19 protein-coding genes are annotated in these 20,337 nt (G+C 33.4%); 10 read left to right on the top strand and 9 right to left on the bottom strand.

Going from position 1 to position 20,337, the window contains the following annotated elements; all coding sequences use genetic code 11:
• Positions 1-59: 59 nt before the first annotated feature.
• On the bottom strand, positions 60-815 hold the full coding sequence (locus AC3QL1_RS16770; protein WP_492493150.1) for an SDR family oxidoreductase: 756 nt from the start codon (positions 813-815) through the stop codon (positions 60-62).
• A gap of 346 nt (positions 816-1,161) precedes the next feature.
• Between AC3QL1_RS16770 and AC3QL1_RS16765 the strand changes: the two genes are divergently transcribed.
• From AC3QL1_RS16765 to AC3QL1_RS16730, 8 genes are all read left to right on the top strand, one after another.
• The gene (locus AC3QL1_RS16765; RefSeq protein ID WP_492493148.1) at positions 1,162-1,437 is read left to right on the top strand and encodes a hypothetical protein; all 276 of its coding nucleotides are present in this window, start codon (positions 1,162-1,164) and stop codon (positions 1,435-1,437) included.
• Between the two features lie 212 nt (positions 1,438-1,649).
• Entirely contained in the window at positions 1,650-2,054 is a 405-nt protein-coding gene (locus tag AC3QL1_RS16760) for a hypothetical protein (RefSeq protein WP_492493146.1), read from the top strand.
• Positions 2,055-2,154: 100 nt separating this feature from the next.
• On the top strand, positions 2,155-2,769 hold the full coding sequence (locus AC3QL1_RS16755) for a pyridoxamine 5'-phosphate oxidase family protein (RefSeq protein ID WP_492493144.1): 615 nt from the start codon (positions 2,155-2,157) through the stop codon (positions 2,767-2,769).
• Between the two features lie 102 nt (positions 2,770-2,871).
• Complete coding sequence (locus tag AC3QL1_RS16750; protein ID WP_492493142.1) at positions 2,872-4,860, top strand: GAF domain-containing hybrid sensor histidine kinase/response regulator; 1,989 nt, start codon at positions 2,872-2,874, stop codon at positions 4,858-4,860.
• A gap of 76 nt (positions 4,861-4,936) precedes the next feature.
• Positions 4,937-5,302, top strand: coding sequence for a response regulator transcription factor (locus AC3QL1_RS16745; RefSeq protein ID WP_492493140.1), 366 nt, complete (start codon positions 4,937-4,939; stop codon positions 5,300-5,302).
• The gene (locus AC3QL1_RS16740; RefSeq protein ID WP_492493138.1) at positions 5,302-6,516 is read left to right on the top strand and encodes a YaiO family outer membrane beta-barrel protein; all 1,215 of its coding nucleotides are present in this window, start codon (positions 5,302-5,304) and stop codon (positions 6,514-6,516) included. The genes AC3QL1_RS16745 and AC3QL1_RS16740 overlap by 1 nt, the downstream gene beginning before the upstream one ends.
• Positions 6,517-6,697: 181 nt before the next feature.
• Complete coding sequence (locus tag AC3QL1_RS16735; RefSeq protein ID WP_492493137.1) at positions 6,698-7,339, top strand: hypothetical protein; 642 nt, start codon at positions 6,698-6,700, stop codon at positions 7,337-7,339.
• A 4-nt stretch (positions 7,340-7,343) separates the two neighbouring features.
• On the top strand, positions 7,344-8,774 hold the full coding sequence (locus AC3QL1_RS16730; RefSeq protein WP_492493135.1) for a glycosyltransferase family 2 protein: 1,431 nt from the start codon (positions 7,344-7,346) through the stop codon (positions 8,772-8,774).
• Between the two features lie 60 nt (positions 8,775-8,834).
• Here the strand turns inward: AC3QL1_RS16730 and AC3QL1_RS16725 are convergent, their stop codons facing one another.
• Positions 8,835-9,305 carry a hypothetical protein gene (locus tag AC3QL1_RS16725; RefSeq protein WP_492493134.1) on the bottom strand — a complete coding sequence of 157 codons (471 nt, stop codon included), beginning with the start codon at positions 9,303-9,305 and terminating at the stop codon, positions 8,835-8,837.
• 155 nt (positions 9,306-9,460) lie between these two features.
• The gene (gene mnmE / locus AC3QL1_RS16720) at positions 9,461-10,861 is read right to left on the bottom strand and encodes a tRNA uridine-5-carboxymethylaminomethyl(34) synthesis GTPase MnmE (RefSeq protein WP_492493132.1); all 1,401 of its coding nucleotides are present in this window, start codon (positions 10,859-10,861) and stop codon (positions 9,461-9,463) included.
• Between the two features lie 184 nt (positions 10,862-11,045).
• Here mnmE and AC3QL1_RS16715 point away from each other — a divergent pair, with 184 nt between their 5' ends.
• Both AC3QL1_RS16715 and AC3QL1_RS16710 read left to right on the top strand, forming a co-directional pair.
• Positions 11,046-11,879, top strand: a complete 834-nt coding sequence (locus AC3QL1_RS16715) for a universal stress protein (RefSeq protein ID WP_492493131.1) — start codon at positions 11,046-11,048, stop codon at positions 11,877-11,879.
• A gap of 69 nt (positions 11,880-11,948) precedes the next feature.
• Entirely contained in the window at positions 11,949-13,721 is a 1,773-nt protein-coding gene (locus tag AC3QL1_RS16710) for a MutS-related protein (RefSeq protein ID WP_492493130.1), read from the top strand.
• 230 nt (positions 13,722-13,951) lie between these two features.
• Here AC3QL1_RS16710 and AC3QL1_RS16705 read toward each other — a convergent pair whose 3' ends face one another.
• The 6 genes from AC3QL1_RS16705 to AC3QL1_RS16680 all read right to left on the bottom strand — a co-directional run bounded on the left by AC3QL1_RS16705 (position 13,952) and on the right by AC3QL1_RS16680 (position 20,279).
• Entirely contained in the window at positions 13,952-14,581 is a 630-nt protein-coding gene (locus tag AC3QL1_RS16705; protein ID WP_492493128.1) for a DsbA family oxidoreductase, read from the bottom strand.
• Positions 14,582-14,972: 391 nt separating this feature from the next.
• On the bottom strand, positions 14,973-16,091 hold the full coding sequence (dnaN, locus tag AC3QL1_RS16700) for a DNA polymerase III subunit beta (RefSeq protein WP_492493127.1): 1,119 nt from the start codon (positions 16,089-16,091) through the stop codon (positions 14,973-14,975).
• A 106-nt stretch (positions 16,092-16,197) separates the two neighbouring features.
• Complete coding sequence (gene gldG / locus AC3QL1_RS16695; protein WP_492493125.1) at positions 16,198-17,883, bottom strand: gliding motility-associated ABC transporter substrate-binding protein GldG; 1,686 nt, start codon at positions 17,881-17,883, stop codon at positions 16,198-16,200.
• Positions 17,883-18,608 (bottom strand): gliding motility-associated ABC transporter permease subunit GldF, encoded by a 726-nt coding sequence (gene gldF / locus AC3QL1_RS16690; RefSeq protein ID WP_492493124.1) that lies wholly within the window; start codon positions 18,606-18,608, stop codon positions 17,883-17,885. The genes gldG and gldF overlap by 1 nt, the downstream gene beginning before the upstream one ends.
• A gap of 224 nt (positions 18,609-18,832) precedes the next feature.
• On the bottom strand, positions 18,833-19,129 hold the full coding sequence (locus AC3QL1_RS16685) for a putative quinol monooxygenase (RefSeq protein WP_492493123.1): 297 nt from the start codon (positions 19,127-19,129) through the stop codon (positions 18,833-18,835).
• Between the two features lie 322 nt (positions 19,130-19,451).
• Positions 19,452-20,279 (bottom strand): SAM hydrolase/SAM-dependent halogenase family protein, encoded by an 828-nt coding sequence (locus AC3QL1_RS16680; protein WP_492493121.1) that lies wholly within the window; start codon positions 20,277-20,279, stop codon positions 19,452-19,454.
• Between the last annotated feature and the right edge of the window lie 58 nt (positions 20,280-20,337).

Genomic DNA, 20,337 nt, shown 5'->3' with positions numbered 1-20,337 from the left:
TAAATCTTGTTCAGGTCAGTCAGAAACGCAGAAGTAGTTTTGTATTTAGTTTGCCCTTTTTAGATTTTTTGCAAATGAGGTCTTACTTGCATGCTTACAATATCACAGCGTTTTGGCTGTGATAAACAAAATAATACGCTCATTGCAATATCTTCTGCTTCGAGCATTTCCATTTTTCTGATTTTTTCTTTCTGTTCTTCGTTTGTACCTGGCCACATATCACTTTGTACTGCTCCGGGTTCTATTAAAGAAACTTTTATTCCGTGTTTATTGATTTCTTTGCGCAATGCAGTGCTAAATCCCCTAATTGCTGATTTGGTTGCGACATATACGGTTCCGGTTTCTTCTTTTCTTTCGGCACTCATAGAGCCAATGTTTATAATATGTCCGGTTTGTCTTTGCTGCATTCTTGAAACGGCTTCTTTGGTAAAGGCCATATATCCCAAAATATTGGTTTCTAAAATATATTTGATGTTTTCTAATTCTTCGTCCATAATTCCGTTGCCGGTTACAGCTGCATTATTAATCAAAATATCAATTCCGCCGAAATTATTGTCGATTTCATTCCAAATCATTTGTCTGTCTTCTTCAATAGAAATATCAGCTGTAACACCAAAAACTTCTCCTTCAGCCTGCGCTTTAATAGTAGTAATGGCTTCATCGAAATCATCTTTATCTCTTCCAAAAATAAAAATGTGTCCGCCAAGCGAAGACAAAAGCAGTGCGATTTCTTTTCCTATTCCGGTTGTACCACCAGTAATAACGATTCGTTTTCTGTCAATATTTTGTCCAAAGTAATTTGATAAATTTCCCATAATTTAATTTTTATAGTTGATTTGATTTTGTCTTTTTATAAGATTTATTTTGAAAGTTCGTCATCAAAATATTTTTTCTCTGTTTGTTTTATTCTCGCAATATTTTTATTGTCAATGATAAAATGTTTGTTCTGAATTAGATAGCGAGCAAATATTCTTTTATTAGTAATACAAATTTCAAATTACAGATTGAGTTTTTTTTATAGAATTAAATATTTGATTTATAGCTTTTACATCAATGCGAAGTCTGAATTATTGTAATAGTGAGAAGAATTATATAAGTATACTGTTACTCAATATTTTATTTTTGATTTTCACATAGTAATTAAACTAAAAAGATAAGATTATGAAAACATTGTCAAAGTTTGCAACAGTTATGCTGATAACAGCATTTTTATTTTCATGCAAAAAAAATGAAACCACAAATTCAGATTCTCAAAAAGATTCTGTCAACACATCAGTAGATACTATTGCACCTGCAGTAGATTCGTCAGCCACATTAAATTCTACCGAAAACGGACAACACGGAACAACGGGAGCAACGGGAGAAGGTTCGACAGGATCAGGAACTGAAGGATCAAAACAAAAAGGAAATCAGAATGTTAAAACAGATTCAATCTAAGCAATCTGAATTATTCTGAATAATTATGTTAGGATTTCGAAGGCGTTAATTGAATTGAATTAGCGCCTTTTTTATTGATTTTGAGTAAATAACGAGTACAGCTTAATTAAAGGATTATAAAATATAACGAGAATTGTATAAAATTTTCCTACAGCATAATTTTAAATTTGAATTGTAAGAAACAAAAAAGTAATAGTAAAAAAATAAATATTATGAAAACTCCATTTAAATTAAGTATTGTCGCAGTTCTTCTGATAGGAGGATTTTTAATTTCATGTAAAAATAACAAGGATGGTTATAGTGATGAAATTGATACCCGACAAACTCCCGTAGATAGTACTAAAACTTCAGCAGATACTTTAAATATCGATAATGGTCCAAATACTACCGGAACAAATTCAACCGGCGCAACCGGAACTGAATCTGAAAGTGTTACCGGTGCAGGAAGTATTTCGGCTCCGGGAACGCCGGCCAAAGAGGGAACTAGTACAAAAGGTACGGGAACGGGTCCAGGACCGAGTGCAAAAGACGGTGCAGCATACGATATTTCATCTCAAACTAAAAAAGATACTACTAAATTAGGCAGTAAGGCATTGAAAAAAGAAGCCAAGAAATAATTGTAATTTTGTTATATCTTTAAGGATAAAATAAATTAGGTTTCCGGAACGATTTTTTCGATCCGGAAATTTTTTATTCAGGATATTTAAATTGTCAATTATGAATTACGGACAACTGGCTTTTACAGATGCAATAAAAAAAATGCAGGAAGAAGCGGGAAGCAGAGGCGCTTATGATCGAATGGAAAAAACATCGGTTGTAGATGGATTAACACAAAACGAAGTTAATTTTATTGAAGACCGCGATAGTTTTTACATGGCGAGCTTTGGAGAAAATGAATATCCATATATTCAGCATCGCGGAGGACCTGCCGGATTTATTAAAGTGATTGATGCTAAAACAATTGGCATTGTCGATTTTTCGGGCAACAGGCAATATATTTCTACAGGTAATATTTCGAAAAATCAAAATGTATCGCTGATTCTAATTTCGTATCCGCAAAGGGCAAGATTAAAAATATATGCGCATGCCAAAATTGTTGACTTAGAAAACAATGAGCAATTGTACAATCTGCTGAAGCCGGAAGATTATAAATTTCGTCCTGAACGAATGATGGTTTTTGATATTCAGGCTTATGACTGGAATTGTCCACAGCATATTACACCGCGTTATACAGCGCAGGAAATTGAAGAAGCCTTATTGCCTCAGAAAAAATATATTACGGAACTCGAGAATAGGATAAAAGAACTGGAAGCCAAATTATCAGAGAAATAAAGTAATAATGCTCTTGCAGCTGCCATTTTTAAAAGGCAGCCGAATGCATTTTTACTTTAGAAGATATTATTTTTTTATATTTATCGAACTTTTTTTAACAGAATGAATAATCAGGAACAACCCATACCACATAACGAAACAGAACGTCTGGCCGCTTTAAAGCGCTACAATATACTAGATTCACTTCCGGAGCATGCTTTTGATGATGCTACAAGACTTGTTTCCTATATATGCGGTGTTCCTATTGCTCATATTTCTTTTATAGATGAAAGCAGGCAATGGTTTAAATCTGAAATTGGAGTAGGAGTATCTGAGGTTCCCAGAGAAATATCGTTTTGCCGTTATACAATCATGGATTCTAAAATGATTGAAATACCCGATACGCTTTTAAATGAAAAATTTAAGGATGATCCCAATGTAACGGGCGGTTTTAATGTAAGATTTTATGCCGGGGTGCCGCTTACAACTCCTGATGGTTATAATATTGGAACGATTTGCGCCGTAGATCATGTAACCAAAAACCTGAATGACAACCAGCGAAATGCACTTTCTATCATTGCAAAGCATGTTATGACTCAATTAGAATTGAGTACAAAAAATAATGAACTGGCGGCTCAGAAAAAAATTGCGGAGCGTGCCGTACTGGCAAAAGATAATTTTTTGGCGAATATGAGCCATGAAATCAGAACGCCTTTAAACGCTATTATTGGTTTTACAGACCTTCTTGCCCAAACAAAACTGGATGTTACGCAACGCGATTATATTGACAGTGTACAAATTGCAGGCGAAAATCTGTTATTGATAATCAATGATATTCTGGATCTTTCCAAAATAGAATCCGGTAATTTAGCGATTGAAGAACAGCCATTCAATTTAAAGAAAACACTCAAACATATTTATAACCTTTTAAAAATTAAGGTTCCGGAAAATGTAGAATTCAATCTTTTTCTGGATGCCGATATGCCTGAAATTGTAATTGGCGATCAGGGACGATTAAACCAAATATTAGTTAATCTTATCGGCAACGCCCTTAAGTTTACAGAAGAAGGTGAAGTAACCGTTTCTATTAAAAATGTGGATGAAACAGCAGATCAATATTCTTTACGATTTTCTGTTAAAGATACCGGTATTGGTATACCGCCAAATAAACTAAAAACAATTTTTGACAGATTTACGCAAGCCGAAGAAAGTACTACAAGACGATTTGGCGGTACTGGACTTGGACTTAATATTGTAAAACAGCTTGTAGAATTGCACGGCGCCGATATTCAGGTAAAAAGTCAGCAAAACAGAGGCTCTGAATTTTTCTTTGTTCTGAATTATAAAAAAGCCAACCATGCTGAAACCCCAATAGAAGAAATAACCGGAGATAATCTTGGGAAACTAAACATACTGCTGTGTGAAGATAATACACTAAATCAGAAGCTTATAAAAAGTGTCATCAATAACTTTGGTTTCGAAATTGATATTGCCGAAAATGGAGAAATTGGTATCGATTTACTGTTCAAAAATTCCTATGATTTAATATTAATGGATCTTCAGATGCCTGTTAAGGATGGTTATCAAACCACAGCCCACATCAGAAATGAAATGAATTTAGACATTCCGATTATCGCCATGACAGCGCATTCTCTTGTAGGCGAACAAGATCTTTGTTTTTCTGTTGGAATGGATGGTTATGTTCCAAAGCCTTTTAAGCAAACCGTACTTTTGCAAGCAATAAAAGCGGCAATGAGCAAAAATAATGCACCACAAAAAAAGCGAAACGTAGATTTTTCCTATTTGGATGAAGTGTCGTGCGGAAATCTAAATTTTAAGCAGGAAATGATCGATCTTTTTATAGCCAAAGTTCCAAATGAAGTGCTGCAGCTTGAAGAAGCATTTCAGAATAAGGAGAAAGACAGGCTAAAAAAATTATCACATAATATGAAATCGAGTCTGGACATGTTTCTATTGGCAGATCTCTCCAATTGTTTATCGATTATTGAAGAAGAAGCAAGGAACGAAACGCTGACTATTAGAACTGAAAATGCAATAAAAACGCTGGATTATCAAATCACCGAAGTAGTTAAAATTCTAAAGGAGCTATGATAAAAGAGAAATATGCCCTAGCTTTACGAACTTACTGATTTTATAAGAAATTCCTTCAAGTCAAAACATTCAACCTATGAGAATAGTATTAGCTGAAGATAATGACATCCTGCGAAAATCATTATCTTTTTTTTTAGAATCCAAAGGATTTACTGTTGAACAGTTTTCCGATGGTAAAGATGCGTTGGATGCTATTGAAAAAAACAACTACGATCTTATCCTGACCGATATAAACATGCCCGGAAAAAGCGGAATGGAAATTACACAATATGTTAGACAAACCATTGGTTCTGATGTTCCTGTAATTATTTTTACTTCTTCAGGAGTAGAACAGACAGAACTGGATTCTTTCGATATTGGTGCAAACGAATTTATAGCCAAACCAGTCAGTCCGGCTGTTCTTTTGGTAAGAATTAATAAACTGCTAAATATACGCCCTTAATGAAGTTTATATATTATTCCATTTTAATGCTGTTTTTTATCCAAATTTCCTTTGGACAAGAAATTAATATTGATACAGCATTAGCAGAGATCAGACAGGAAGCCGAGAAAGGCAACTACGATAAAGCATTATTGCTTATTGAGCCATTGCTTGTGAAATTTCCTGAAAATGAAGATGTCAAAATTTTTGCCGGCCGCATCTACAGCTGGAAAAAAGACTATAAAAAATCAATAGAAATACTAGCACCTTTAGCAGACAGATCAAATCCAAATCCGGATGCTTTACGGGCGATTATTAACACTTATTTCTGGTCAGAGCAATTTGATACCTGCATTATTTATTGTGATAAGTATTTAGCCATTGATCCTGATTCTTCGGATGTTATAATCACCAAAGCACGATGTCTCGAAAAACTGGGTCGTGATCAGGAAGCGCTTGCAGTGATAGAAAAAATATCCGTAACGGAAAATAGTACGCAGGCAATTTCAGGTCTTAGAACACTTATCGGACGAAAGTCAAAAAATGCTGTGGCGCTTTCTTATCTGAATGTTTCTACATCCAGTCCCGGACAATCACCGCTTCATTACGGATATGTTGAGTATTCTCATAAATTTACGAAATCAGCATTGGTTGGGCGAGCAAATATCGGATACGCCAATAATGATACACAAATGCTTTTTGAGGCAGATTATTATCAAACTTTCGCAAAAAGAAATTATTTATATGTAAATGCGGGCGTTTCAACAGGCGAAACCATATTTCCCGTAGCAAAATTTGGTGCAGAATACTTCTTTACACCGAAAAAAAGGTTCGATTACTCGCTGGGTTTTAAATATATGCATTTTGAAACAGATGATGTAACCTTGCTTACAGGACAATTGGGCTATCGTACCGGTACTTATACAATTGCCTACAGACCTTTTTATGATACTTCAAACGAATTATTTTCTCACGTTTTAAGTGTGCAGACTTCAAATGAAGAAACAGAACGCTTAATAAGACTAGAACTTCAATATGGAAATGTACCTTACTTGTATCTGTATAATAATTTTGTGCAACCATTAAAAGCATACAGAATTGGAATACAATATCAGCAGCGCCTGGGCGATTCGTTTTTTATAAGACCAATTTTTCTTTATGAATATGAAGAATATTTACCGGACGAATACAGGAACAGATTTAGTGCACAGCTAATTATAACGAAACGTTTTTGATATGATTAAGCTTTGGGAATATTATAAAAAAGGAGTATGGATAGAATCTTTTCTAATTTTTTCCATAATACTGTTTATAGCCACAACTTTTATTCTTTACCTGTTGATTATCAGAAGTCGGAGCAGGAATATAAAAAAAGAAAGGCTAACAATCGAATATGGATTGTATATTGAAAAATTAATGTTTTCTATTGTTTTTCAGGGCACTTCATTAGCCGTTTTAAACGAAGACGAACATTTTAGGAAACATATTAATAAGGCTTTATTCAGAGAAGTTATAACAGAGTTGATGATAAATCTGCATAAAAATTATGAAGGGATTTATGCAAAAAACCTGGAACAATTTTATAGAGAATCGGGATTAATAAATGATTCTTTAAAAAAACTCAGGAGCATGAAATGGGAAATAAAATGCAAAGGAGTCACCGAGCTTGCAGAAATGAATATCACCGAAGTTTTTGACAGTATCATTAAACTTTCTAAAGCCCAGAATAAAACCTTAAAAATAACAGCCCTAAACGCCGGAATCAAACTTGCCGGTATTGGAGGCATTGTACATCTTACTGAACATCCATATCCAATTGATGACTGGACGCAGGTCAATATCATAAGCGCTTTTAAAAAACATGATATTGGTGATACCAAAGGTGTTGAATTATTGCTGGAATCTCAAAATTCAACTGTCGTTGATCTCGGACTAAAGCTGATCAGAGAACTGAAACTAACACAAAAAATTCCCTATGTGGCGCAACTAGCTGACAGAACTACAAATACACTTATAAAATATCAGGCGCAAGACGTATTGCAGACCTTAACAATTTAAAGAAATGAATTTTTTCAATAGTGAAATAACGGTATTCTCACACTTATATCTTATCCTGATTTTGGGGTACGCTATATTGATTATGTCGTCTTATCTGATATTGGCGCATCTCTCTGTAAAAGGGTTAAGGGAATATCTGAAAAAAAATAGTTTTGTAGATTACGATGTACTTTTAACAAGCGAATTTGCACCCGGGCTTTCATTAATTGCGCCCGCTTATAATGAAAGTTTTACTATTGAAGAAAATGTAAAATCGCTGCTTTCCTTAAATTACAATAATTATCAGGTAATTGTCGTAAATGATGGAAGCAAGGATAATTCTATGGAAATACTGATCAAAACCTATGATCTTGTATTGACAGAATTGGATATTCATCCTCAAATTGAAACAAAAAAAATTAAAGGGCTTTATATTTCCAGAAATGCGGCGTACAAAAAATTAATTGTCGTTGATAAAGAAAACGGCGGTAAAGCAGACGCTTTGAATGTTGGGTTAAATATTGCTCAAAATCCGTATGTTGTTTGTATCGATGTGGATTGTATTCTGGATAAAGACGCGTTGCTAAAATTGGCAAAACCTTTTTTGGAATCACATGGCAAACGAATTATCGCAACGGGCGGAGTAGTGAGAATTGCGAATCAGTGTATTATTAAAAACGGACGTTTAATTGAAGTAAACATCCCTGATTTAATGCTTTCCAGAATACAGGTTTTAGAATATCTACGAGCATTTTTGTTAGGAAGAATGGCTTGGGGCAGACTCGACGGACTGCTTTTAATTAGCGGAGCATTTGGAGCATTTGATAAAGAAATTGCTTTATTAGCAGGCGGTTACAATACAAAAACAGTAGGTGAGGATATGGAACTTGTCGTGCGAATGCGCCGTTATATGCTCGAAAACAAAATGCCTTATTCGGTAAGTTATATACCTGATCCGTTGTGCTGGACGGAAGCCCCGGAAGATTTTAAAATATTCAAGAAACAACGAAGCCGCTGGATGAGAGGCACAATTGAAACTTTGAATTTTCACAAAAAAATGTTTCTGAATCCAAAATACAAAACGTTAGGAATGCTGAGTGTGCCTTATTGGACATTGTTTGAATTTCTGGCTCCCGCAATAGAATTTACAGGTTTGGTTATAACAATTGTCTTTATCATTTTCGGATTGCTAAACTGGCATTTCTTTATCTTACTGTTACTTTTTGTATACTTTTTTGCCATCATGTTTTCTGTTATTGCCCTTTACAGTGAAGAACGAACGTATCACAAATACCCCAAACAAGCTGATTTTTTCAAGTTGTTTTTAGCAGCTTTGATAGAACCATTTTATTTTCATCCGTTGGCGTTATACGCTGCCATTATTGGTTATAAAGAAAAATTAATGGGAACAAAAGGTTGGGGAGATATGACAAGAAAAGGTTTTACCAAAAAATAAATTACGGATTTTAAAATTCATTATATAAAAAAAGAGGCTCGTTATGAGCCTCTTTTTAGATTAATGTTTTCCATTCCCTTTTCCTTTGCCATTTCCATTATGGTTTCCATTATCGTGATTTCCATTTCCTTTGTTATTTCCTTTACCGGGTTTTTGCCCAATAGTTTTTTGAGGTTTTCCTTTATAACCTTTTCCATATTTTACCTTATGGGTTTTAAAATTGTCATAAGGACGATCTCCTCTGTAATCCCTCAAAACAACTTTATATTCGTTATAAAGGTCATAATTTCTGTACGCAGCAGGCAATGATCTGGTTCTTACCCATTGTCCATTATTCAAATAAACATAATTTGATGTATTTACATCGTAATACGTTTCAAGATCAGGCAAATAATAGTATCGAACGTCATCATAACCCGCCGGTCCCCATGCCGGAGGAGTGCCAATATTTACATTTACAGATACTTGGGCATGTGAGTTACTATAAGAAAGAAATAAAATTCCGATCAAAAAATATTTTAAAGTTTTCATGATAATACTATTTATAAATTTATAATTGTTTCAAAACAAAAAACATGCCTAAAATTTATAAGCATGTTAACTTGTTGATTAATTAGTAGTTGTATATAAATATACGATAAAAGGCCTTAATTTCATAAATTAAGGCCTTTTATTATTTGAGCAGATTATTTCCCAATACAAAAATTAGCAAAGATATTCCCCAACAATTCATCATTAGAAACCTGGCCTGTAATAAGTCCGAATTGGTATAAAGCTTCCCGAATGTCAAGTGCAATTAAGTCGCTTGAAAGATTTGTTTCAAGACCAAATTTTACTTTTGTAATTTCGTCTAAAGCTTTAAGTAAAGAATCGTAATGTCTTGTATTTGTTACAATAGTTTCATTGTTTCGAAGCGCTCCGGTATTTACAAATGAAAGTAATTCATTCTTTAATTCGTCCACGCCAATTTTTTCTTTGGCAGAAATCAATAGAAGTTTGGCATTTAAATTTTCAAGCTTATTGGTAATGTTTGAAACTTCATCAGCAGATAAAATATCTTTTTTATTTACTACAATTACCAAGGGTTTTAGTGGATATTTATTTTTGATTTGTTCAATTTCGGAAACAAACTCAGAACTTGAAACCTGAAATTTTAGACCATCAAATAAATAAATTACAACTTGTGCCTGTTCGATTTTCTCGAAAGTTTTCTTGATTCCGATGCTTTCTACAACATCTTTCGTTTCACGAATTCCGGCGGTATCGATAAATCTAAAAGCAATTCCGCCAATAACCAATTCATCTTCTATCGTATCACGCGTTGTTCCCGCAATATCAGAAACGATGGCGCGTTCTTCGTTTAATAAAGCATTTAATAATGTCGATTTTCCAACATTTGGTTCACCGACAATCGCAACCGGAATTCCGTTTTTAATGACGTTACCAACAGCAAATGAATCTATTAAACGTTTTAAAACAAATTCAATTCTGTTTAATAATTCATGAAACTGAGTTCGGTCTGCAAATTCTACATCTTCTTCTGCAAAGTCCAATTCCAATTCAATTAAAGAAGCAAAATTCAAAAGTTCTTCGCGCAATTTTGCAATTTCATTACTAAAACCACCGCGCATTTGCTGCATTGCAATTTGGTGTGAAGCTTCATTATCCGACGAAATCAAATCGGCAACTGCTTCTGCCTGCGATAAATCAAGTTTCCCATTTAAGAAAGCCCGTAAAGTAAATTCACCCGCATCAGCCATTCTACATCCTTTTCTCAACAATAACTGAATAATTTGCTGCTGAATATAAGTTGATCCGTGGCATGAAATCTCGATCGTATCTTCGCCCGTATAAGAGTTAGGACCTTTAAAAACAGAAACCAAAACTTCATCAAGCGTTTTTGTATCATCAACAATATGACCCAAATGCAGCGTATGAGTTTTCTGCCTGGTTAAATCTTTGTTTTTAATGGATTTAAAAACCGAATTTCCAATAGTGATTGCTTCAGCTCCTGAAATTCGAATTATAGCAATAGCTCCGGCTCCGGATGGCGTTGCCAATGCAACTATAGAATCTTGATTTATCATGTTGCAAAGGTATAAAAAAAGGGACAAATTTTCGAAGAGAGAAGAAGCGTCTAAATTGAAATTTCACAGACATTAAAAGCTTTATTTTAAGAAATTATTAACTGTTAAATAACTGATAATTATCAGAGTATTTTGTTTTTAGAATGATTAAATTTGAGTAGTTAACCCCTAAAAGTGAAACAAAATGAAAAAAATATTATTCCCAACCGATTTTTCTGATGCAGCAATAAATGCCTTTATACATGCATTAGAATTTGCGAAAATTGTGAACGCTGAACTTATTTTGTTACATACTTTTGAGATTCCTGTATATGACAGTCAATTTTTTCCTGAAAATTACGCAACGATTTACAGCTCTATAGAATTAGCAAAATTTGAAATGTTCAAAGATGAAATCCCGAAATTAAGAGCCATTGCAGCGGAGCGAAATCTAAGCGATATCGTGATAAAACACCGCTTAATGGACGGAGATTTGCTTTACAATCTAAAAAATGCTGTAGAAGAAGATCAAATCGATTTTGTGATTATGGGTACATCAGGCGTTTCAGACTGGACGAAATTCTTTCTGGGATCCAATACAAGTTCAGTAATTTCCGGAGTTAAAGTTCCTGTTTTATGTGTTCCTGTTGATGCTAATTTTAAGAAAATTAAAACCATAGGATTTACAACACGTTACCGTGAAAAAGACAAAAAAGAACTTAAAAAAGTGTTGAAAATTGCAAAGAAAACAAATGCTAAAGTAAAAAGTCTATATGTTAAAACTTCAAATTCAGATGTTTCTGATGTGACCATTAAAGAATGGGAAAAAGAATTTGCAGACGAAAATATTGAATTTCTTGTTTTGCCAAGCGATGAAGTCAAAGAAACAATTCTTGATTTTATACGATATAAAGACATCGATATATTGACAACCATAACGCATAAAAAGTCTTTCTTTGAAAGCATTTTCGAATCCAGTTTATCAAAAAAAATCACAAAAGAAGTTTCTGTGCCTGTTTTAATCATGCACGAAAACTAAAATTCAGTCTTTTTTTAATATTGATTTCATGATCTAAAACCTATATTTGTATTTCATCAAATCAACAAAATGAATTTATATCAAAATAAAATTACACATTATTCTGAACTTTTTAATAAAATCAATAAAAGGTACAATAGCATAAGTATTCTGCGTCTTTTAACTGTTTTTCTTTGTTTATTTTTGCTGTTTTATTACATCAAAACAAATGAAATTCTTTACGTAGTTTTTGCATTTCTGTCTTTTGTTGGTTTTATTTTTTTAATGAGAATTCATTCCCGTTTGTCTTTTCAAAAACAGCTTACAACGGCACTTTTAAATATTAATGAAAATGAAATCTCTTTCTTAAAACGAGAAAAGATCCCTTTTGAAAACGGAATTGAATTCAATGATTTTCACCATCCTTATGCGTACGATTTAGATATTTTTGGAGAGCATTCCTTATTCCAGAATTTAAACAGAACTGCGACTTTCGTCGGAAAAAAAACACTGGCAAATCAGTTACTGCAACAGCTTCCAAATGAAACTATTTTGGAAAATCAGCAAGCAATTAATGAATTAAAAATAAAGATAGACTGGCGTCAGGATTTTTTGGCTTTAGCAAAAATAAGTAACGATTCTAAAGATTCTTATAATTCTATAATTTATTGGAATTCATTTAAAAATAATTCTTTACCTAAAGTATTAATTGCACTTTCAATTGTAATTCCGAGCTTGTTTTTTGGAGTTTTAGCGGCTTATTTTATTACTTCAAAAACAATTTTATTATCATATCTGACTTATATTTTTATTGCCAATATGATTGTTTTGGGAAGATCCTTAAAACGAATTCAGTCAGAAATTGCCAAAGCAGATAACGTTGATAAAATCATCAGACAATACAGTTTATTAGTTCAGAAAATTGAAACTGAAAAATTTCAGTCTAAGAAATTAAACGATCTGCAGCAAAAGCTTATTTTTAAGAATGCAAAAGCAAGTACACATTTAAAAGATTTATCTGAGCTGTTTTCGAGAATGGATACCATTAGCAATTTTGTAACGGCAATTTTATTCAACGGAACTTTTTTGTTTAATCTGCATGTTTTAAAAGCACTTTTAAAATGGAAAGAAAACTATTCTGAAGAACTTGAAAATTGGATTGCCATTATTGGAGAATTTGAAGCTTTGAATAGTCTGGCGAATTTAGCCTATAATAATCCTGATTTTGTTTTTCCCGAAATCAATTCAGAATATAAAATTGGTTTTAAAGATTTGAGCCATCCATTGCTAAATCCGGAAACAAGAGTAGGGAACGATACACATTTTTATCCGGAATCTTTTGTGATTTTAACGGGCTCAAATATGTCCGGAAAAAGTACTTTTTTAAGAAGTCTGGGAGTTAATATGGTTTTAGGTGGAATCGGTTCAGTGGTTTGTGCTTCAAAGGCTATGATTCATCCACTTCCAGTTTTGGTTTCAATGCGATTATCCGATTCTTTAGCTGATAGCGAATCTTACTTTTTTGCCGAAATTAAGCGTCTAAAACAAATTATGGATGCTCTTGAAGACAAACCGGCTTTTGTTTTATTAGACGAAATTTTAAGAGGAACCAACTCTGACGACAAACGAAACGGAACGATTGAAGTAGTCAAAAAGATCATTGCAAAAAACGCCATTGGTGCGATTGCTACTCACGATATTGAAGTTTGTCTCACAACAAACGAATATCCTGAGATTTTAACTAACCAATGTTTTGAAGTAGAAATTCAAAACAATGAACTTCATTTTGATTATAAACTGCGTAACGGAATCTGTAAAAATAAAAGCGCCACGTTTTTGATGAAGAAAATGGGAGTAATATAATTTTAGATTTTAGAATGTAGATTTTAGATTTTGAATCTGTATTGTGAAATTTTACCGCAAAGCACGCAAGTTTTTGATTTGTAGGTTATATAAAGCAAAGTTCGCAAAGCTTTGTTTAAACTTTGCGAACTTTGCGTAAAATCTTTGCGTGCTTTGCGGTAAAACTTATAAGTGAATTTTATCACAAAGTGGCTAATAATCTAAAATCTACACTCTAAAATCTAAAATCACTATTTCTGTACTTCCCGAATTGTATTCACAAAAGCCTCAACAGGCTGCGCTCCGGAAACCGCATATTTCCTGTCAAAAACAAAAAACGGAACTCCTTGTACGCCAATTTGCTGTGCTTCGGTAATATCGTTTTGAACGTCTTTTAAAAATAAGTTTTCATCTTTTAAAACTTCTAAAACCAGAGTTTGATCCAAACCAGCTTTTACAGCCAATTCTATTAAGGTTGGGCCATCGTTTAGATCTCTTCCTTCTGTAAAATAAGCTTTAAAGAAAATCTCTTCCATTTCGTCGCCTACTTTTTTGGCTTTAGCCAATTGTATAATGCGATGCGCCGTAAGCGAATTCGAAATAACCGCTTTATCAAAATGATAGTCCAAACCAACGCTTTTTGCGCGTTCTACGACACCTTTGTGCATTTCAATTGATTGCTCAACTGAAATACCTTTTCGCTCCGCCAGAAACGTATAAACATCTTTTCCCGATTGTGGCGTAATAGTTGGATCAAGCTGAAAACTTTTCCACTCAATTTCAAATTCACCATTTGGAAACTCAGCTAAAGCTGTCTCCAGTTGTCTTTTTCCGATATAACAAAACGGACACATGATGTCCGACCAAATTTCTATTTTCATAAGAACAAAAATACGAAATTATTTGTTTCAGGTTTCAGGTTTCAGGTTTGTATGGATTGTCTTTTTTAACCGCAAAGTTCGCAAAGGTTTACGCAAGGTTCGTTAAGTTTTTCCGCAAAGCTTTGCGAACTTTGTGTTTATTAAAAATCTTGCTTAGAAAAACTTTGCGTGCTTTGCGGTAAAAATCAGCACAAAATATAATCGCATTTCAACTTGAAACCTGAAACCTGAAACAAAAAAATCGTCCTAAAATAAAAAACCGCAACTCTTTGTCAGAATTGCGGTTTCCAGGTATAAAAAATGGTTGGTTAATAGCGATGTTTTTTTTTACAATGATATGTCTTTAATTTGAAACTAAAAAAAATCCCTGTAACAAAAAGAAGTTTTGATGTTAACTATTTAACATTACGGGCATTACCAACATGGTAACGGTTTCTCCTTCTTCTAAGCCATCAACTGGAGTAAGAATCCCAGCTCTGTTAGGCAATGACATTTCTAACATAATCATATCTGATTGTAAGTTGGTAAGCATTTCAGTTAAAAAACGTGAATTGAAACCAATTTGAAGATCATCTCCCTGATAATCACAAGTCAGTCTTTCTTCGGCTTTGTTAGAGTAATCGATATCTTCGGCTGAAACATTCAGTTCAGCTCCGGCGATTTTTAAACGAATCTGGTGTGTTGTTTTGTTAGAGAAAATCGCAACACGTTTAACTGAACTTAAAAATAAAGAACGGTCAATCATTAATTTGTTTGGATTTTCTTTTGGAATTACCGCTTCATAATTCGGGTATTTTCCATCGATTAAACGACACATCAAAATATAATTATCAAATGAGAAAGTCGCATTTGAGTCGTTGTATTCAATTTTTACTTCAGCATCAGAAGATCCTAAAATACTTTTTAAAATATTCAAAGGTTTCTTTGGCATAATAAAATCCGCCACCTGAGATGCTTTTACATCTGTACGCGCATATTTTACTAATTTATGAGCATCTGTTGCTACAAAAGTTAATCCTTCTGGTGAGAACTGGAAGAAAACTCCTGACATTACCGGACGCAAATCGTCGTTTCCGGCAGCAAAAATAGTTTTGCTTACTGCAGTTGCCAAAACATCAGCAGGAACCAATGTTACAGATGGATCTTCAAGATGAACCGCTTTTGGAAATTCTTCTCCTGCTGCGTATGCTAATGCATATTTTCCTGAATTAGAGCTAATTTCAACCGTATTATTATCTTCAACTGTAAAAGTTAAAGGTTGTTCCGGAAACGTTTTTAAAATTTCAAGTAGAAGTTTTGCAGGTACAGCAACGCTTCCTTTGCTTTTAGAATCGATTGATAATGTAGCAGACATTGTTGTTTCAAGATCCGAAGCTGAAACGGTCAACGCATCATTGTCCAGTTCAAATAAAAAGTTATCTAAAATAGGCAACGTATTGTTACTGTTGATTACACTACCTAAAACTTGTAATTGTTTTAATAAGTACGAACTCGATACTATAAATTTCATCTCTTTTGTTTTATTTTTTGCTCTTTTCTTTAGTTTTTCTCTAACTAAGATAGGTTTTACAAATATATCGTAAACAATCTTAGTTTCGCAATTTTTTTATCAACATCTATTTGCTGTATTTTCTTTTTCTAATATAAGTAAATAGAACTCCAAAAACCAATAAAATTGCAATTGGAAGTCCGATAGTTATGAATTGCGTCATGCTGTAATTTTCGTAAACCTTTTCTTTATCTAGCAACGGCAGCTCAACATCTTTGCTTCTAATGTTAATAAGTCCGGTATCATCCAGCAGATAATTGATACAATTCATTATAAAATCTTTGTTATCATACAAGTTTCCTGTACGTTGATCGTAACCCAATTCTACCGGCATCATATTTTTATCTAGTTGATTTCTGGCTAAATCTCCATCCGAAATTACAATCATTTTGTTTGGTTTTCCTTTTGCAACAAAACCATTTTCTTTGAAAGGCAATACACGGTTTTCAAATGCCGAATGAAATGAACCTTCCAATAAAACCGAAAGTGGTAAATTTCCTTTGTTTATATAATCTTGCGGAGACGTTTTCTCTGTAACACTATTTAAATTAATTTCTGACGGAGTTCCAATTGTTCTCGAATATTGAGACGATTGCAATAAAACCGTTTTTTTAATTCCGTTTTTCAAAGTATCAATCGGACTTGCAAAATCAAATCTGATTCCGCCTAAGTTTTTCACGATAGGGTGTTTGCTGGTTGGATAAACTTCGGGAGCAAACTTCCATTTAAATTCCTGATATTGAGTGGCGCTTCCTTGCTCTCCGGTTGCTAATTTTATTGGGCTTCCGTATTCGTCTTTTACTAAATCAGGATTAATTCTGAATCCGTATTTAAAGAACATATCGTTCAGATTCAGATCTCTTGGATACGCCAAAGTCGCTCCGGATTGATTGTACAAACTGTCCATATCCGCCGCAACCTGATCGATTAACCACAGTGTTTTTCCGCCATTCATGATGAACTGATCTAAAACCTGTTTTTCTTCATCAGAAAAAGTTTCTGTTGGTTTTGAAATAATCGCTAAGTCATATTTTTTTAAAGCGTCTAAACTTCCTGTTGGATTTTTGGCTACAGAATCTAATGTAAAAGGTCCGATGTAATAGCTTTCGCGAATTTGCATCAGCATTTTGGCAATATGAATTTCATTTATTTCGCCATTTCCTTTTATAATTGCTACTTTCTTTTGCTTGGCTTTGGTAATTTTATTGATCGCATCTGCAATTGAATATTCTAAATGCTGAATAGAACCCGCTACTTTTTGAGTTGTTGACGCACCCATGATGTTTTTCAACAATGGAATATTGACTTCCTTATTGTTATACACCGCAATTGCCCACGGAAAAACCATTGCCTGAGATTGTTTTCCTTTATCGTCAACGGTTATGTTTATTGGCGTTAATCCTTTTTGGTACAGTGATTTTATAACTTCCATGCTTTCGTCTTCATTTTCCATTGGATTTACGAATTCGAAAACAATATTGCTGTTATACGCCTGAAATTCTTCCAGTAATTGTCTGGTTTCCTGTTGCAAACGTCTAAAATCTGCCGGCAAATCGCCTTGCATATAAATCTTAATCGATAACGGATTCTGTACTTGTTTTACAATTTGTAAAGAAGTTTCAGATAATGTATATCGTTTGTCTTTGGTTAAATCAAATCGGTGGAAAAATAAACTTCCTAATACATTTAAAACAATTAAAACAAAAACGGTAATACCTAATATTTTGATATTTTGTTGATTAGATGCTTTCATTAGGCTTTAAAAGATTTTAATTGATAAACGGTAAAAGACAGAAATACTACAGTAATGCTTAAAAAATAAATAACATCACGTGTATCAATAACGCCCCGACTCATACTCTTAAAGTGATCCTGCATTCCAAAAAGAGGAATTATATTGCTGTAACCAGGAATTAAAGTGGAAAGCCCTTCAAAACCAAAATAAAGAATGAAACATATAAAAACGGCAATGATGAAAGCAACAATTTGATTTTCTGATAGGGTAGAAGTAAAAATTCCGATTGCTGAATAAGCGGCAATCAAAAACAATAATCCGAAGTAAGAACCAATTGTGCTTCCCATATCGATGTTTCCTTCTGGTAAACCTAAATTCGAAATTACTTTTACGTAAATAAATGTTGGTACGATGGCTAAAATGATCAGGAATAACGAACCTAAAAATTTTCCGTTTACAATTTCCCAAATCGATAATGGTTTGGTCAAAAGCAGTTCAAGAGTTCCTTGTTTTTTTTCGTCAGAGAAACTTCTCATCGTTACGGCAGGAATCAGGAAAATCAAAATCCACGGCGTTAAAGTAAAAAACGGAGTCAAATCAGCATAACCTGTATTCAATATATTGTAATCTCCTTCAAAAACCCATAAAAATAGTCCGTTGCTAATTAAGAATATAGCAATGACCAAATAGCCAATAGGAGAGCCAAAAAAGGATTTTATTTCTCTTAAAATGATTGATTTCATGTATAACGTTTATTCGTTTATTTGTTTAATCGTTGATTTGTTAGAATCGTTGAATCGTTTATTCGTTTCAGGTTTCATGTTTCAAGTTGTTTTGCTTTGCGAACTTACTTTTTATAAAACCTTTGTAATTATAATCTTTGCTCCCGATAGCTATCGGGATTGCGGTTAAATCGCCCCAATTTTCAGATCCGGTATATAACTTGAAACCTGAAACCTGAAACAATTTAAACTAAACTAACCAGTTTATCAACGCTCCACGCTTCCGGTTTTGCATTGAATAACTTTTTTGTAAAATCCCAAACCGTATTAAAAAGTTCAGATTGTCTGTAATTTTCCAAATCTTCTTCTGTTTCCCAATAACTGTAGGTAAAAAAGATGCATTTGTCATTTTTATCCTGATACAATTCTAAAAAACGATTTCCTTCGGCATTTCGTATTTTATCTTTTACGGTTTCAAAATTCTCCAGAAAAGCAGGAATTTTTTCTTCGTGAAAACTCATTTTAACTATTCTAACGAACATATTATAATTTTAGATTTCTGATTTTAGATTTTAGATTGAAAACCCTTTCAGGTGCGCAAAAATACCAAAATTGATTGTTCTTTTTAAGAAAAAGTAAAATATTCTAAAAAGCTTATTTTTATAATGCTTTACCACAATATTGTCATTCCGAGGAACGAGGAATAACTCTATAAAGATTTGCAAACTTCCTACTTGCGGAGATTCCTCGTTCCTCGGAATGACAAAAAGACGAAAGAAAACAAATATAAAACCGTGAAAATCTGCATAGATCAATTAAATCCGCGTGCCATAAAATCTAAACTCTAAAATCAACATTCTAAAATTATAAAAATTGCACAGTAATCACATCACGATAATTTAATCCCAACAAACTATTTGCAGAACCCACTTTAGAAGGATTGCTTCTAAAAATGGCAATTTCAAGAAAACCGGCTTCATTAAAAATAGCGAGTTTTTCGCCTTCGTAAGTTTTAATCGGATATTTTTCTGATGTCGCGATTGCAGAATAATTGGGCAAAATGGTTTTGATGTTTTTAGGCTTCATTATAATTTCATACGGACGGCCTTTGGCAACTTCTAAAAATTGTTTTTTAGAAATATTTGTTACGATATTTCCAAAATGGTCAATATAAATTACATACCCTTTAAGAGAATTTCCGTCATTTGCTACAACGGCCTGTAATTCGGTAGCTTCTTTTATGGTTGTGATTTCTTTTCCAATGACGTTCAATAATCCGCCTTTTGCAATATGGCAGGCCACTTGTATAAAAATATCCAAATCTGTTGATTCAGCCGGAAAGCGATCGTGAATATTAATAGCCACAATTTTCTGTGGTACGATTTTCTGCGTAAGCATACTCAAAATTCCATTATCAGCACAAATAAAATAATGATCATTCCATTGCATGGCGATGTGCTGGTTTTCTTTATTGCGCTCAATGTCAACACCAATAAGGTGTACAGTTCCTTTTGGAAAACTTAAATATGAAGCCCCGACAATGTAACTTGCTTCGGCAGTATTAAACGGATCTATGTCGTGAGAAATGTCAATTATTTGAGCCTCTGAATATTCAGATAATATTTTACCCTTTAGCGAACCAACAAAGTGGTCTTTTAAGCCGTAATCGGTAGTAAGGGTAATTATTGACATAATTTTGTTTATAACTATTGGTAGTTTTTAAATCTAATTTTCATTAAATTTGAGATAT

This window comes from Flavobacterium sp. GW823-FHT04A11 (genome assembly GCF_058796535.1).
Note: the sequence above shows the minus strand (reverse complement) of the source record. Positions and strands in the feature narration are given on the sequence as shown.

Coding starts and splice junctions, on each gene's coding strand:
- AC3QL1_RS16715 (WP_492493131.1), top strand. CDS start 11,046: ATGAAAAAAATATTATTCCCAACCGATTTTTCTGATGCAGCAATAAAT.
- AC3QL1_RS16770 (WP_492493150.1), bottom strand. CDS start 815: ATGGGAAATTTATCAAATTACTTTGGACAAAATATTGACAGAAAACGA.
- AC3QL1_RS16750 (WP_492493142.1), top strand. CDS start 2,872: ATGAATAATCAGGAACAACCCATACCACATAACGAAACAGAACGTCTG.
- AC3QL1_RS16745 (WP_492493140.1), top strand. CDS start 4,937: ATGAGAATAGTATTAGCTGAAGATAATGACATCCTGCGAAAATCATTA.
- AC3QL1_RS16705 (WP_492493128.1), bottom strand. CDS start 14,581: ATGAAAATAGAAATTTGGTCGGACATCATGTGTCCGTTTTGTTATATC.
- AC3QL1_RS16680 (WP_492493121.1), bottom strand. CDS start 20,279: ATGTCAATAATTACCCTTACTACCGATTACGGCTTAAAAGACCACTTT.
- AC3QL1_RS16765 (WP_492493148.1), top strand. CDS start 1,162: ATGAAAACATTGTCAAAGTTTGCAACAGTTATGCTGATAACAGCATTT.
- AC3QL1_RS16735 (WP_492493137.1), top strand. CDS start 6,698: ATGTTTTCTATTGTTTTTCAGGGCACTTCATTAGCCGTTTTAAACGAA.
- mnmE (WP_492493132.1), bottom strand. CDS start 10,861: ATGATAAATCAAGATTCTATAGTTGCATTGGCAACGCCATCCGGAGCC.
- AC3QL1_RS16740 (WP_492493138.1), top strand. CDS start 5,302: ATGAAGTTTATATATTATTCCATTTTAATGCTGTTTTTTATCCAAATT.
- dnaN (WP_492493127.1), bottom strand. CDS start 16,091: ATGAAATTTATAGTATCGAGTTCGTACTTATTAAAACAATTACAAGTT.
- gldF (WP_492493124.1), bottom strand. CDS start 18,608: ATGAAATCAATCATTTTAAGAGAAATAAAATCCTTTTTTGGCTCTCCT.
- AC3QL1_RS16725 (WP_492493134.1), bottom strand. CDS start 9,305: ATGAAAACTTTAAAATATTTTTTGATCGGAATTTTATTTCTTTCTTAT.
- gldG (WP_492493125.1), bottom strand. CDS start 17,883: ATGAAAGCATCTAATCAACAAAATATCAAAATATTAGGTATTACCGTT.
- AC3QL1_RS16755 (WP_492493144.1), top strand. CDS start 2,155: ATGAATTACGGACAACTGGCTTTTACAGATGCAATAAAAAAAATGCAG.
- AC3QL1_RS16730 (WP_492493135.1), top strand. CDS start 7,344: ATGAATTTTTTCAATAGTGAAATAACGGTATTCTCACACTTATATCTT.
- AC3QL1_RS16760 (WP_492493146.1), top strand. CDS start 1,650: ATGAAAACTCCATTTAAATTAAGTATTGTCGCAGTTCTTCTGATAGGA.
- AC3QL1_RS16710 (WP_492493130.1), top strand. CDS start 11,949: ATGAATTTATATCAAAATAAAATTACACATTATTCTGAACTTTTTAAT.
- AC3QL1_RS16685 (WP_492493123.1), bottom strand. CDS start 19,129: ATGTTCGTTAGAATAGTTAAAATGAGTTTTCACGAAGAAAAAATTCCT.